The organism is Yinghuangia sp. YIM S09857 (genome assembly GCF_051388915.1).
Lineage (GTDB): Bacteria > Actinomycetota > Actinomycetes > Streptomycetales > Streptomycetaceae > Yinghuangia.
The window spans coordinates 1-13,820 of sequence record NZ_JBPKBH010000033.1; the positions used below are offsets into that span (position 1 = coordinate 1).

The following is a 13,820-nucleotide window of genomic DNA, read 5'->3' on the forward strand; positions in this document are numbered from 1 at the left end:
CCCGGAAGCTAAGCTCTTCAGCGCCGATGGTACTGCACTCGAAGGGGTGTGGGAGAGTAGGACGCCGCCGGAATTTACTTACAAGTAAGGGGTTCCACCGCTCGGTGGAACCCCTTACTTGCGTTTTCAGGTCCTTTTCCGTCCCCCCGGAATTTCCGGCGGCGCCGGCAGCATGCGCGCCGGGTACGCCGAGCCTCTGCCGGTGCGGGACAATGGGGGTCGCGGCCGTGGTGATCGGCCACATCCGTTCGATGATCCGAGGAGTCATACCCATGTCCAATCCCTCTGAGGGGCGACCGCATCGCCGTTCCGGTGGTTCGCAGAACTCGGGGGGTGCCGGTCGGCGCGGACCTGGTGGCGGCGGACGGTTCTCGGGTGGTGGCTCCGGCGGCGGCGAGCGTCGGCCGTACCGCAACGACGGCGGCGGTTCGCGTGAAGGCGGCGAGCGTCGCCCCTACCAGCCGCGGGACGACCGTGGCGGCAACGCGGGCCGAGACGACCGGCGTTCCTCCTCGTATGGGCAGCGTGACAGTGGGGACCGCCGTCCCCCGTCCAACCGCGAGGGTGGCGGTGGCGACCGTCGCCCTCCCTACAACCGCGATCGTGACGACCGACGGCCTTCGTATGGGGATCGTGACCGTCAGGGTGGCGGGGAGCGTCGTCCCTTCCAGCGGGACGCGCGTGACGACCGTGGGGGCGAGCGCCGCTCGTATCCGCCGCGCGACGACCGCCGGCCCTCATATGGGGACCGCGGGGGCGACCGCGACCGCCGTCCGTCCTACGGGGACCGGGGGGGCGATCGGGACCGCCGTCCGTCCTACGGGGAGCGCGGGGGCGACCGCGACCGGCGTCCGTCGTACGGCGACCGGGACCGTCAGGGTAGTGGCGGTGGCGAGCGTCGCTCGTACCCGCCGCGCGACGACCGGCGGCCTTCGTACGGGGAGCGCGGTGGCGACCGCGACCGGCGTCCGTCGTACGGCGACCGGGATCGTGATCGTGACCGTGGTCGTGGTGGCCAGGGCGGCGGAGATCGTGAGCGTCGTCCCTTCCAGCGGGACGCGCGTGACGACCGCGGCGGCGAACGCCGCTCGTTCCAGCAGCGCGATGACCGACGGCCTTCGTATGGGGATCGTGACCGTCAGGGTGGCGGGGAGCGTCGTTCTTTCCAGCGGGACGCGCGTGATGACCGTGGTGGCGAGCGTCGCTCGTACCCGCCGCGCGACGACCGCCGGCCTTCATATGGGGACCGCAGTGGCGACCGCGACCGGCGTCCGTCCTACGGGGAGCGCGGTGGCGACCGCGATCGGCGTCCGTCGTATGGCGACCGGGATCGTGATCGTGACCGTGGTCGTGGTGGCCAGGGCGGCGGAGACCGTGAGCGGCGTCCCTTCCAGCGGGACGCGCGTGACGACCGCGGCGGCGAACGCCGCTCGTACCCGCAGCGGGACGACCGGCGTCCGTCGTACGGGGAGCGCGGTGGCGACCGGGATCGGCGTCCGTCGTACGGGGACCGCGACCGACAAGGTGGTGGCGGCGACCGCGAGCGTCGTTCCTTCGACCGGGGCCGCGACGACCGTGGCGGCGAGCGTCGCTCGTTCCAGCCGCGGGACGACCGGCGGCCTTCGTACGGGGAGCGCGGGGGCGACCGCGACCGTCGTCCGTCGTACGGCGACCGCGACCGCGACCGCGACCGTGGGGGCGACCGCGGCAACCGTCGTCCGTTCCAGCACGACGAGCGTGAGCGCCGCGGCGACGGCGCGCCCGTCGACCGGCTGCCGATTCCGGCCGACGTCACCGGCGAGGAACTGGACGCCGGCGCGCGTCGCGAGCTGATGAGCCTGCCGAAGACGCTGGCCGACGACGTGGCGAGGAACCTGGTGATGACCGGGCGCCTCGTGGACGAGGACCCCGAGCAGGCGTACCGCTACTCGCGCGTGGCGCTGCGGCTCGCGTCGCGGGTGGCGGCGGTGCGTGAGGCGGCGGGGATCGCCGCGTACATGACGGGCCGTTACACGGAGGCGCTCTCCGAGCTGCGGGCGGCGCGGCGGATGACTGGTTCGGCGGAGCACTGGGCGGTCATGGCCGACTGCGAGCGCGGGTTGGGCCGTCCGGAGCGCGCGTTGCAGATGGCGGGTGCGCCCGAGGTCAAGGAGCTCGACAAGGCCGCGCAGATCGAGCTGCGCATCGTGGCTGCGGGCGCGCGTCGTGACATGGGACAGCTGGACGCGGCAGTCGTCACGTTGCAGGTGCCCGAGCTGAACGCGCAGGGGGCGAAGGAGTGGACGGCGCGGCTGCGGTACGCGTACGCCGATGCGCTCTTGGAGGTCGGACGCGAGGACGAGGCACGCGAGTGGTTCGCGCGCGCGGCGGACTCGGATGCCGATGGCTCGACGGGGGCAGCGCAGCGGCTCGCGGAGCTGGACGGGTTGGAGTTCGTCGACGCGTACGACCCGGAACTCGACGACGACGATGAGGAGATCGAGGAGATCGCCCCGGCGCGAGCTGCCGATCGCGACGAAGTCGAGCACGAAGAGGACGACGAGCACAAGGACGACGAGCACAAGGACGACGAGGACGGCCGAGAGGTCGACGTCTTCGCGGACGACGACCTGGACGATGACGACGACCTCACCGACGAGGACGCGGGCGACGACGCCGCCGTGGACGAGGCTGCCAAGCCGGACGACGAGGGCGACGCCGACAAGCGCGACTGACGCGGAACGCACGTCAGTCGGGTGAGAGCCGGCGTGCCTCGGAGGCAACGCCGAAAGTGCGGGCGGGGGGGGGGGGGGGGGGGGGGGGGGGGGGGGGGGGGNGAGGCTGCCAAGCCGGACGACGAGGGCGACGCCGACAAGCGCGACTGACGCGGAACGCACGTCAGTCGGGTGAGAGCCGGCGTGCCTCGGAGGCAACGCCGAAAGTGCGGGCGGGGCGGGCCGGTGCTGAGAAATCAGCACCGCCCCGCCCGCGCCGTCTCCCGTGATGATCACTTCACGGGCCGCAGCCGCGTCGTCCGCACCGATAGTTCACCATGATAACTAGCCCGGAAGTGACTGGGCGTCAGCCCCGTGGGGTCGGCACCCACGGGGTCGTCACCCGTGGGTCGGCCCCGTAAAGCAGTCCCATAGCTCAGGGCCGACGTCAGTCGAGGGCCAGGCTCCTCAGGACCAGACCGGTAGCCGGTTTGGGACCGAAGGAGGTGGATTTCCGGGGCATGCGGACGGACTGACGGGCCAGGTCGCGGACCACGGCTTCGCTCGTGGGGCGGAGGATCACGGCGCTGCCGTCGGTGCGCTGGGCTTCGCGTATGGCGGCGACGGCGTCGTGGTGGTAGGTGATGTGCGCCGGGTCGTCCGGTACGCGCCATACGTGGTCGAGCAGGGCCGCGTGCAGGATGGTCGCGTCCAGGCTGCGCCAGGCCGGAGGGCGGTCGTGCGGGACGGCGCGGCGGAGGAGTTCCGGGTCCGGGTCGGTGAGCAGGTGGAAGGTGCTGTCGCCGGTGAGGAGGTACGCCGGGCCCTCCGCGCGTTCGAGCGTCCACATCACCGACGGCCAGGGGTCCTCGACGCGGCGGGAGAGGAACGCGCCGGAGCCGGCCGGGCCGTGGGCGCGCAGTTCGTCCAGGACGCGCGGCACCGGCAGGCCGGGCAGCACGCGGTGGATGGCGCCGACCTGGAGCGGGTAGCGGGCCGTGTCGACGAGGAGGACGAGGCCGCGGTCCCACGCCCCCGCTCCGAGTCCGGCGGCGTGGGCGTCGTCGCGGAGGCGGCGGTAGCCGGCCCAGCGGTGGTGGCCGTCCGCGATGAGCGCCTGACGGGTCGCCAGGTCCGCGGCGATGCGGGCGAGTTCCGCGGGGTCGGTGATGGCCCACAGGCGGTGCTCGGTGCCGTCCGGTGTGCGGGTGTCGAGTAGCGGCGGGCCGATGGCCGCGGCCCGGTCGACGGCGTCGGAGGCAGGGCCGTCGCCGGTGTAGGCGAGCAGGATCGGCTCCGGGTTCGCCTGGGTGGCGCGCATGAGTTCGGTGCGGTCGGCGACGGGGCCGGGCATCACGTCCTCGTGCGGTAGCACGGCCGGGTTGCCGCCCGGGCCGTCGCCCAGCGAGAGGGCGCCGATCAGGCCGCGCTGGTGGGCGGTGGCGGTGATCTGCTCGTAGACGTACAGCGCGGGCTCGGGGTCGGGGCGCAGGACGCCGTCGGCGAGCCAGGTGCGCAGGGTCACGCCGGCGTGGGCGTACGGGCCCTCGTCGCCGCAGGCGTCGGCGCGCGGCAGGACGATGCGGACGATGTTGTGCGGTTCGGCGTCCTCGAGGAGGCCGATGCCGCCGGGCTCGATCACGTCGTACGGCGGTGAGGTGACGAGTGCGAGGTCGCCGACCTTGGCGGGGTCGTAGCGCAGCCCCCGGAATGGCGCGAGATCAAGCCCGTTCGTGTCGGCGTGGTCCATGACGGGCATGCTACGTCCATGATCGCGCGGGAGCGCCGGGTTCCCCGGCGGCCGCGGGTCGGGTTGTCGTGCGGGGGTCGCCGCCCGCGCGGCCGCCCCGGCGGCGTCGGGTGCGAAGGACGGGAGCGGACGATGACGGGTGGGCCGCAGGAGCAGTTCGGGGGCGGGGCGGGGGAGTCGCGCGGCGGTCCGGAATCGCCGTCCGGGGCGTCCGGGGGAGGCTCTCCGCAGGGGGATGTGTACGACTGGTACCGCCGCGGTCTGGACCTGCTCGACTCGGGCCATCCGGCCGCCGCGGCGCAGTTGCTGGCGCGGGCGGCGGGGGTGGCGCCGGAGTCGCGGAGCGTACGGGAGGCGCTGGCGCGTGCGCTGTTCGACGCGGGGCGCCACGCGGAGGCGTTGCGCGAGTTCAGGGTGGTCGCGGAGTCGGATCCGGCGGACGACTACGCGCAGTTCGGCTGGGGTCTGTCGGCGGCGCGGGTGGGTGACTTCGAGACCGCGGTGGAGCATTTGGCGCTGGCGGTGGCGATGCGTCCGGGGACCAAGCACTACCGTGTGGCGCTGACCCAGGCGCGGGCGACGCTGCGCGCGCGGGAGGGCGCACGCCGTTCCGGGGGGTCGGGCGGCGACGGGCGCGGTGCCGGGGATGCCGGCGACGCGGGCGGTGCCGGAGGCATCGGGAACACGAGGGACATCGGGGATGTCGGAGGGCGGTCGGCGTGAGCGGCGGGGTGGCGGCGGACGGCGGTGCGGTGGGGGGATCGGACCGTCCGGAAGCCGGGGCCGGGACTGACCAGGTCGCCGTTACGGACGCGCCGGTGGTCCCCGCCAAGGCGTACGACGTGGCCCTTCTCGACCTCGACGGCGTCGTCTACACCGGGCAGAAGGCCGTGCCGCACGCCTCCGACGCGCTCGCGCGGGCGCGCGAGATGGGGATGGCTCTGGCGTACGTCACCAACAACGCCTCGCGTACGCCGGAGGCGGTGGCCGCGCACCTGACCGAGATCGGTGTGCCCGCGGACCCGTCCGACGTGGTGACGTCGGCGCAGGCGGCGGCGCGGCTGGTGGCGGAACGGTTCCCGGCGGGGTCGCCGGTGCTGGCGGTGGGCGGCGAGGGGCTGGTCGCGGCGCTGCGCGAGCGCGGTCTGGTGCCGGTGTCGTCGGCGCAGGACGGTCCGGTGGCGGTGGTGCAGGGGTTCGCGCCGACGGTGGACTGGGCGCTGTTGGCGGAGGCGTCGTACGCGGTGGGCTCGGGCCTGCCCTGGTTCGCGTCCAACCTCGACCTGACGATCCCGACGGAGCGCGGCATCGCGCCGGGCAACGGGGCGCTGGTGGGTGTCGTGCGCGCGGCCACGGGCGCGGAGCCGGTCGCCGCCGGGAAGCCGGAACTGCCGTTGCACCGCGAGTCGATGCTGCGTACGGGGGCGAAGCGCCCGCTGGTGGTGGGTGACCGCCTGGACACCGACATCGAGGGCGCGGTGAACGGCGGCGTGGACAGCCTCCTCGTGATGACGGGTGTCACCGACGTCCCCCGACTCCTGGCCGCACCTCGCGGCCTGCGCCCGACGTACGTGGCCGCCGACCTGCGCGCGCTCCTGACCGAACTGCCGCGTCCGACCAGGGCGGAGGCGCCGAACGGGGCGTGGAGCTGCGGCGCTTGGAGGGCCCACGTCGACAACGGGCGCCTGTCCCTGGAGGGTGAGGGCGACCCCTGCAACGCCCTCCGCGCCGCCTCCGCCGCAGTGTGGGCCGCCGCCGACGCCCATGTCGCCGTGGACCTCGAACACGCCGCCAAGGCCGTGAATACTGCGACGGGCTGATCCCGCACCCGTCCACCACAAGTCGACACCGGTCGTTCAGGAGTACAGTGCCCGGCTCGTTGTTCCCCGCGTACTACCCGGACGTGATCCTTGAGGACGGCGATGAGGTTCGGGTCGAGGTGCGCCGCCTTGCAGACTTGACCGCCGAGGATTGGGCGATCCATGTGATCCGCGCCCAGATCGTCGAGTGGCCGTCGGTGCTGCGCGGCTTCGGGACGACGGACGCGGCGGTCCGGGCCCGGCAGCGCGAGACCGTCTCCGGCGACGTGTGGCCTTGCGTCGAGGTCCCGGTCGGGGACGCCACCGTGGCGGTCGTGTACCGGGACGACGGCGACGATTCGGGAGTGGACTACTTCTGCCGGCCGCCCGGCTATGCGAGGCCGTGCCGGATCGGCTCGGTCGAAGGCCATTGCCTGCTCCCGGCGCTGAGTTGGCCGGAGGTGCAGTACATCGTGGGCACGGCCTCGGACTATGCGGAACGAGCGGCTCTGACCGTGCTCCTCTTCCCGGCGTGTTGGGACAACGACACGGATGGCACCCAGGAGCAGACACTCGCCGCGGCGCTACGCGGTGTGGGGGCGCGGGGGGAGGTGGGGGAGTTGGCGGGGCAGCTCGGTCTCCGTGGGGGCGCGCGGTGGGTTCGTGATGCCGGCACCGGGGCGATGGTGTGCGACTCGGCGTACAGCCTGCGCAATCCCCTTTCGCCGTTTGCGCTTTCCGGGGGTGCGCTTCGCGCCGTGTCGGAGGCGTTGGCGCCTGGGCCCGGGGCAGTGGGCGCGTCGGCATAGACAGGCTTGGCCGCCGGCTCGGTTCGGCTCGGTTCTGGGTCAGATCAGCTTGCGGAGCGTCAGGAGATCTTTGAAGGACGCTTCCAGTTTGATGCGGCCGCGGGCCCAGGCGGAGGCGAAGTTGAGGTTGCCGTTGACGAGGGCGACCAGGTCGTCGCTGGAGGTCTCCAGACGGATCTGGGCTTTTTCGCGGGCGGGTTCGGTGGTGATGTCGTGCAGCGCGGCGTCGTGCAGGCGGCCGGAGAAGGTGGTGTCCAGGTCGGGGACGCGGCAGCTCAGGCTGCGGTCCAGGCGGGCGGCGCGGCCGAGGTCGCCGTCGGCGCCGCCGAGTTTGGCGGAGAGTTGTTCGAGCGCGATGCGGCATTCCTCGACGGTCGCCATATGTGCAGTGTTCCCTTCCGGTCCCGGCCCGCTGCCAGACCGTACCCCGGGTGCGGTACGCGTACCCCCGGTGCCCGATGTCCCCGATCGGCCCGCTGCGCACGGTCCGCGGGGCGGGGACGCGGTAGCGTCGGTGGCGAGAGGTCGATTGCGAGAGACCACGGCAGGAGTCGGGCGCGCCGCAACACGGCGTGCCGCGGCCCGGGTTCGTGCGGGAGGACCCGCGCGTGCCGCTGCCGGCCCGAGGGAGTTCAGGAGGCGCCGGATCATGCGTGACGCACTGCGCAGCTACTTGCAGATCGCGAGTGGCTTGACCGAGATGACCGTGCACAGGGTGACGGAGGCGGCCAAGCAGCTCGTGGAGAAGAGCGGCGTGGACCTCGATCACGTCCCGGCGCAGGTGGCGCAGCAGGCCCAGGCCGTGCCGCAGTACGTGCAGCAGGTCGCGGACGACCTGTTCGCGACCGGCAAGGCCAACCGGGACCTGCTGGTCGGGGTCGTGCGCAGCGAGGTCGACAAGGCGATGGGCCGTTTGCGGCCGTGGACGGACGACCTGCGGCGGGTCGAGGACGACCTGGCGCGTGCCGAGCGGCGGATCACCGAACTGGAGCACCGTTTGGCCGTGTTGTCGGCGCCGCCGCGGGCGACCCGGGGCCACGCGGTGCCGGTCGCGGACGCGGCCGAGGGCGAGGACGGCGAGGAGAAGCCGGTGCCGGTACGCAAGCCCGCCGCCCGCGCGTCGGCGTCGGCGGCGGTGAGTGCGGTGCCGGTCGACGACGAGGGCGAGGACGCTCCGTTCGCGCGCCGCGCGGTCACCCCGGCGAAGGCGGCCAAGCGGGCGGCCGCCAAGCGGGCCCCGGCGAAGACCGCGCCCGCGAAGACCGCCGCCGCGGGGAAAGCGGCCCCGGGCAAGACCGCCGCGCGTAAGACCGCCGCGGGCAAGACCGCCGCGGGCAACAAGGCGGCGGCCAAGGCCCCCGCGAAGAAGACGGCCGCAGCGGAGGGCACGGGCCCGGCGCGGAAGAAGGCGACCCCCGCGAAGCCCCCGGCCACGCCGAAGCCCCCGGCGGCCGAAGGCGGTTCGGAGGCGTAGGGGGCGGGGAGCTTGGCCAGGTCGTGCCTTCACGTCCGCGCCGAGCCCCCGACGCCGGGCCTTGACGGCCCTCCCAAGTGGCACGCTCCGCGCCCTGACGGCCCCCAAGACGCGGCGTTACGACCCTCGCGCGGCCCAAACCCCCGGCCGCACTGCGGACCGCGTCATGCGTGCATACCACCACGGAGCGCGGGCCATCCGACGGGAATGGGAAGACACGCCCCGGCGGCTGTGGTGCGGTGACTTCGCGGCGCCGTGGCCTTTGGTGTGTGGCGGCGCGAGTGGGTGGGGCGTTCGATTGGGTGCGGGGTTCCGGCACCTGGCGGCCGCCTCGCGGCGCTGAGGGCGCCGTGGGCTTTGGCGTGCGGCGGCCCGGTGCGCGGCGCGGGTGGGTGGGGCGGTGCGATTGGGTGCGGGGTTCCGGCACCTGGCGGCCGCCGCGCGGCGCTGAGGGCGCCGTGGCGCATGCTGCACGGGCGACGGTACGTGGGCGAGAGGTCCCGTACCGCCGCCTGTTTTCGTGCTTGCGGGTGGTTGCCTCAGCGGGCTGTGTCGGCGGGCGGGTAGGCGGCGGCGAACAGGTCGGGCAACCGGGCCACCAGGCGCATGTAGCGGCCGTCCTCGAACGCCACGTCGGGTTCGTTGGCGAGTTGTTGGGAGACCGGGCCGGTGATGAGGGCGGCCAGTAGGTCGAGGCCTTCCGGGGCGGCGGCGAGCGGGTGGAGTTCTCCGCGGTCGACGGCGGCGGCGACGAGGCCGCGCATGAGGTCGCGGATGTCGAGCGCCGGGGCGTACGCCTGCGGTGTCGGGGCGAATTTGGGGACGGGCCGCCAGAACAGCAGTTGCGACAGTGTCTGGTTGCGCATGATCCAGCGCGCTCCCGCGTCGAAGGCGGCGCCGATCGCGGCGAGGCCCGGTTCGGGGGCGCGGGCGGCGGCCGCGGCGACGGTGTCGCGGTATTGCTCCTGGCCGCGCTGGAAGAGCGCGTCGTACACGGCGTGCCGCGACGGGAAGTACTTGTAGAGCGACGGCGGCCGGATGCCCAGGTGGCGGGCGACGGCGGCGAGGCTGAGCCCCGCGACGCCTTCCTCGGCCATGAGGTCCAGCGCGATGTCGAGGATCTCTTCGCGCGTCTCGGCGCGTCGGCGGCTGCGTCGGTCCCCGACGGGTGCGGACGCGGGGTCGGACACGGGTGCGGGGGAGGCGGTCGCCGTGTCGTCGGGTGTCGGGGCCTCGCTGGCTGTCACGGGATCAGCGTATCGGTGTCGGACACCCGGATAGCATGGCTGTAGCTTTAGCTATAGGTATTAGCCATGCCGTTACGCGCACCGCCGTCGAGGGAGTACGCCGTGGACCGCAAGCGGACCCGCGAGACCACCGACCACCACACGCAGAGCAGCGCCGCCGGGCGGCAACCCGCCAACCCTGCGGACCCCGTCACCCCCGTCACCCCTGCCGCCCCCGCCGACCGCCCGCCCCGGCCCGCACCCGCCGCTTCCGTCGACCCCGTCCAGCCTGCCGCCCCCGTCCACCCCGTCGACCCCGCCGCCCGCGGCTGGATCGTCGTCGAGGGCGCCCGCGAGCACAACCTGAAGGACGTCTCGCTGCGCATCCCCAAAGGGCGGCTGACCGTGTTCACCGGCGTTTCCGGCTCGGGCAAGTCGTCGGTCGTGTTCGGCACCATCGCGGCCGAGGCGCAGCGGCAGCTCAACGAGACGTTCCCGGCGTTCATCCGCAACCGCCTCGGCAAGCGCGAGCGCCCGAAGGCGGCGCGCATCGAGAACCTGTCCGCGGCTGTGGTGGTCGACCAGCGGCCGGTCGGCGGGAACTCCCGTTCGACCGTCGGCACGATGACCGAGATGCAGTCGGTGCTGCGCGTGCTGTTCTCGCGGTTCGGTGCGCCTAGTGCGGGGTCGGCGACGGCGTACTCGTTCAACGACCCGCAGGGCATGTGCCCCGAGTGCGACGGCCTCGGCCGCACGATGCGCCTCGACGTCGACCTGCTGGTCGACCGCACCAGGTCGCTGAACGAAGGGGCCATCGACTTCCCGGCGTTCGCGGTCGGCAGCGCCGCGTGGCAGTTGTACGGCGACTCCGGGCTGTTCGACCCGGACAAGCCCGTCGGCGAGTTCACCCCCGAGGAGCGCGAACTGCTGCTGTACGGCGGCGGCTTCACCGTCGACCGCCCGGGCCGCCACGAGGTGTACCGCAACGAGTACCAGGGCGTTGCCGCCCGCTTCGAACGCCTGTACCTCAAGCGCGGCGAGGACGCGATCAGCGATCACAAGCGCGCCGCGGTCGAACGCGTGGTGCGCCGGCGGCCGTGCCCGGCGTGCGGGGGCGCGCGGCTCAATGCGGCCGCGCTCGCGTCCCGCATCGGCGGGCGGAACATCGCGGAGTGGTCGGCGCTGGAGATCGGCGACCTGATCCCGCTGCTGGAGGCGATCGACGCGCCGGTGGCGGCGGAGGTCGCGGCCGAGGCGCTGGCCGGCCTGCGCCGGATCGAGGCGGTCGGGCTGGGCTACCTGAGCCTCGACCGGGCCACGTCGACGCTGTCCGGCGGCGAGGGGCAGCGGCTGAAGACGGTACGGCACCTGGGGTCGAGCCTGACCGGGATCACGTACATCTTCGACGAGCCGACGGTCGGGCTGCACCCGCGCGACGTGCACCGGCTGGGCGACCTGATGCTGGAGCTGCGGGACAAGGGCAACACCGTGCTGGTGGTCGAGCACGACCGCGACGTGATCGCGCTGGCGGACCACGTCGTGGACATGGGGCCGGGGGCGGGGCGCCGCGGGGGCGAGGTCGTGTTCGAGGGCCCCGCGGGGGCGCTGGCGGGCGCGGAGACGCCGACCGGGCGGCGGCTGCGGCACGTGGCGGGGCTGAAGGAGGCGTACCGCACGCCGGGCGGGGTGCTGCGGGTGCGGGACGCGGCGCTGCACAACCTGCGCGAGGTGTCGGTGGACGTCCCGACGGGCGTGCTGTGCGCGGTGACCGGCGTGGCGGGCTCGGGCAAGAGCTCGCTGATGGCGGGCGCGCTGGTCGAGCAGCATCCGGACACAGTGGTCGTGGACCAGTCGGCGATCGCCGCGTCGCACCGTTCCACGCCGGCAAGTTACACGGGTGTGCTGGACGTGGTCCGCAGGCTGTTCGCGCGGGCGAACGGGGTGGGCGCGGCGCTGTTCAGCTTCAATTCGGCCGGCGCCTGCGAGAACTGCCGCGGCCGGGGGGTCGTGCGGACGGACCTGGCGTTCATGGACCCCGTGACGACCGTGTGCGAGGTGTGCGGCGGTACGCGTTACCGCGACGAGGCCCTGCGCCACACCCTCGGCGGCCGGACGATCGTCGACGTGCTGGGCATGACCGTCGAGGAGGCCGTCGGGTTCCTCGCCCGCCACGCCCGCCGCACCGAACAGCGGGCGGACGCGCGGGCCGCCGAGCCGCTGGCCCGCCTCGCGGACGTCGGCCTCGGCTACCTGACGCTCGGTCAGCCGCTGTCCACGCTCTCGGGCGGCGAGCGGCAGCGCCTCAAACTGGCGGACCGGCTCGGCGAGTCGGGACGGGTGTACGTGTTCGACGAGCCGACGACGGGCCTGCACATGGCCGACGTCGACGTGCTGCTCGCGCTCATGGACCGGCTGGTCGACGCGGGCAACACGGTGATCGCCGTCGAGCACGACCTCGACGTGGTGAAGCACGCCGACTGGGTGATCGACGTCGGCCCCGAGGCCGGGCGCCGCGGCGGCACGGTCGTGTTCGAGGGCACGCCGCGCGCGCTCGCGGACGCCGACACGCACACCGCGCACTACCTCCGCCGGGACTTGGCCGCCGCTTCCGCGCTCCGCGCCGCGTGATGGCGTTGACTGGGTGCCGAGGGGCGGCACGGTCCGGTGGCCGCCCGGGCGCGGAGGCGAGGCGGTTGTGGCTGTTCGGTGGACGTTGACGGTCGACTGCGCGGATCCCCGGGGGCTGGCGGAGTTCTGGGCGACGGCGCTCGGGTACGTGCCGCGGCCCGCGCCGCCGGGTTTCGCGACCTGGGAGGAGTGGTTGCGGCACCACGGGGTGCCGGAGGAGGAGTGGGGCGACGGGGCGTACCTGGTCGACCCGGACGGCGTGGGGCCGACCATCTCGTTCCTCAAGGTCCCGGAGGGCAAGGTCGCCAAGAACCGCATGCACCTGGACATCCAGGCGGGCGGCGGGCGCGAGGTTCCGTGGGACGAGCGGATGCCGCGCGTGGTCGCGGCGGTCGAGCGCCTGACGGCGGCGGGTGCGGCGGTGCTGCGCGAGGATGCGCCGGACGGGAGGCTGGACCACGTGGTGATGGCGGATCCGGAGGGGAACGAGTTCTGCGTCGTGTGACGCGCGGGCACGCGGCGCGGGCGGTGGCGCGCGGTGGAGGCGGGGCGTGTCGGAGCCGGGCGTACGCGATGCGGGGGCGTCAGGTGCGACGCTGGGACCCGGTGGTTCCCGGGCGGGTGTCGTGGACCCGGGGTGGATGCGGTTGCTAAGGATTGCGTGTGGACAACGTGTGGGACGTGGCACCGAGGACGGATCGTGGCGAGGTCGCGGACGCGGCCGAGGCGACGGGAGCCGAGCACGCCGGGGTCGAGCAGCTTGCCGGGGCCGAAGTCGAGGCCGAGGCCGAACCCGAGCCGACGCCGCTCGGCCTGGACGCCCCCGAGCCGTCCGGCGACGCCTCGGTGGACCGGGCGGTGCGCCGGTTGACGCAGGTGGATGTCCTGCCGACCGAGCTGCATGGTGAGGTGTACGAAGATGTGCACCGGGAGTTGCGCGAGGTCCTGGCGGGTCTGGACCGCTGAGCCGGGGCGATCGCGACCCCGGCGGGCGGCCGCGCGGGACAGGGCGGGCCGCCGGACAGGGCAGAGCACGGGACAAGGCGGGCAAGGACACGTGGCGGCACGACGCAGGCTCGACGCCGAGCTGGTGCGCAGGGGTTTGGCGCGCTCCCGGGAGCACGCCGGGGAGTTGATCGCGGCGGGCCGGGTGTCGGTCGGCGGCGCGACCGCGGCCAAGGCGGCGACGCAGGTCGAGACGAGCGCGGCCGTGGTGGTCGCGCGGGACGACGACGACCCGGACTACGCCTCGCGCGGCGGGCACAAGCTGGCCGGGGCGCTGGCGTCGTTCGTGCCGCGCGGGCTGGTGGTGGAGGGGCGCCGCTGCATCGACGCGGGGGCGTCGACGGGCGGCTTCACCGACGTGCTGCTGCGGGCCGGCGCCGGTCACGTGGTGGCGGTGGACGTCGGGTACGGGCAGCTCGCGTGGTCGCTGCGCAGC

At 73.9% G+C, this 13,820-nt stretch carries 13 protein-coding genes; 9 read left to right on the plus strand and 4 right to left on the minus strand.

What is annotated here, in order from left to right:
* Window positions 1–1,235 precede the first annotated feature (1,235 nt).
* Entirely contained in the window at window positions 1,236–1,730 is a 495-nt protein-coding gene (locus tag ACRX5S_RS39330) for a hypothetical protein (protein WP_436778087.1), read from the minus strand.
* A gap of 102 nt (window positions 1,731–1,832) precedes the next feature.
* On the opposite strand from ACRX5S_RS39330, the gene ACRX5S_RS39335 reads away from it, so the two are divergent.
* On the plus strand, window positions 1,833–2,714 hold the full coding sequence (locus ACRX5S_RS39335) for a hypothetical protein (RefSeq protein ID WP_436778088.1): 882 nt from the start codon (window positions 1,833–1,835) through the stop codon (window positions 2,712–2,714).
* Between the two features lie 427 nt (window positions 2,715–3,141).
* Here the strand turns inward: ACRX5S_RS39335 and ACRX5S_RS39340 are convergent, their stop codons facing one another.
* Window positions 3,142–4,443, minus strand: coding sequence for a DUF1015 family protein (locus tag ACRX5S_RS39340; RefSeq protein WP_436778089.1), 1,302 nt, complete (start codon window positions 4,441–4,443; stop codon window positions 3,142–3,144).
* Between the two features lie 132 nt (window positions 4,444–4,575).
* Here ACRX5S_RS39340 and ACRX5S_RS39345 point away from each other — a divergent pair, with 132 nt between their 5' ends.
* From ACRX5S_RS39345 to ACRX5S_RS39355, 3 genes are all read left to right on the plus strand, one after another.
* Complete coding sequence (locus tag ACRX5S_RS39345; RefSeq protein WP_436778090.1) at window positions 4,576–5,166, plus strand: tetratricopeptide repeat protein; 591 nt, start codon at window positions 4,576–4,578, stop codon at window positions 5,164–5,166.
* 95 nt (window positions 5,167–5,261) lie between these two features.
* Window positions 5,262–6,263 carry an HAD-IIA family hydrolase gene (locus ACRX5S_RS39350; RefSeq protein WP_436778128.1) on the plus strand — a complete coding sequence of 334 codons (1,002 nt, stop codon included), beginning with the start codon at window positions 5,262–5,264 and terminating at the stop codon, window positions 6,261–6,263.
* Between the two features lie 47 nt (window positions 6,264–6,310).
* Window positions 6,311–7,051, plus strand: a complete 741-nt coding sequence (locus tag ACRX5S_RS39355; protein WP_436778091.1) for a hypothetical protein — start codon at window positions 6,311–6,313, stop codon at window positions 7,049–7,051.
* Between the two features lie 39 nt (window positions 7,052–7,090).
* On the opposite strand, the gene ACRX5S_RS39360 is transcribed toward ACRX5S_RS39355, so the two are convergent.
* On the minus strand, window positions 7,091–7,432 hold the full coding sequence (locus ACRX5S_RS39360; protein WP_436778092.1) for an alkyl sulfatase C-terminal domain-containing protein: 342 nt from the start codon (window positions 7,430–7,432) through the stop codon (window positions 7,091–7,093).
* 268 nt (window positions 7,433–7,700) lie between these two features.
* Here ACRX5S_RS39360 and ACRX5S_RS39365 point away from each other — a divergent pair, with 268 nt between their 5' ends.
* Window positions 7,701–8,525, plus strand: coding sequence for a hypothetical protein (locus tag ACRX5S_RS39365; protein ID WP_436778093.1), 825 nt, complete (start codon window positions 7,701–7,703; stop codon window positions 8,523–8,525).
* Between the two features lie 539 nt (window positions 8,526–9,064).
* On the opposite strand, the gene ACRX5S_RS39370 is transcribed toward ACRX5S_RS39365, so the two are convergent.
* Window positions 9,065–9,772 carry a TetR/AcrR family transcriptional regulator gene (locus tag ACRX5S_RS39370; RefSeq protein WP_436778094.1) on the minus strand — a complete coding sequence of 236 codons (708 nt, stop codon included), beginning with the start codon at window positions 9,770–9,772 and terminating at the stop codon, window positions 9,065–9,067.
* 312 nt (window positions 9,773–10,084) lie between these two features.
* On the opposite strand from ACRX5S_RS39370, the gene ACRX5S_RS39375 reads away from it, so the two are divergent.
* From ACRX5S_RS39375 to ACRX5S_RS39390, 4 genes are all read left to right on the plus strand, one after another.
* Window positions 10,085–12,379 (plus strand): ATP-binding cassette domain-containing protein, encoded by a 2,295-nt coding sequence (locus ACRX5S_RS39375; protein ID WP_436778129.1) that lies wholly within the window; start codon window positions 10,085–10,087, stop codon window positions 12,377–12,379.
* Window positions 12,380–12,446: 67 nt separating this feature from the next.
* Window positions 12,447–12,884, plus strand: coding sequence for a VOC family protein (locus tag ACRX5S_RS39380; protein WP_436778095.1), 438 nt, complete (start codon window positions 12,447–12,449; stop codon window positions 12,882–12,884).
* A gap of 158 nt (window positions 12,885–13,042) precedes the next feature.
* Window positions 13,043–13,345, plus strand: a complete 303-nt coding sequence (locus ACRX5S_RS39385; RefSeq protein WP_436778096.1) for a hypothetical protein — start codon at window positions 13,043–13,045, stop codon at window positions 13,343–13,345.
* A 91-nt stretch (window positions 13,346–13,436) separates the two neighbouring features.
* Window positions 13,437–13,820: SAM-dependent methyltransferase (locus ACRX5S_RS39390; protein ID WP_436778097.1), on the plus strand; the 384-nt coding region annotated here is incomplete at its 3' end.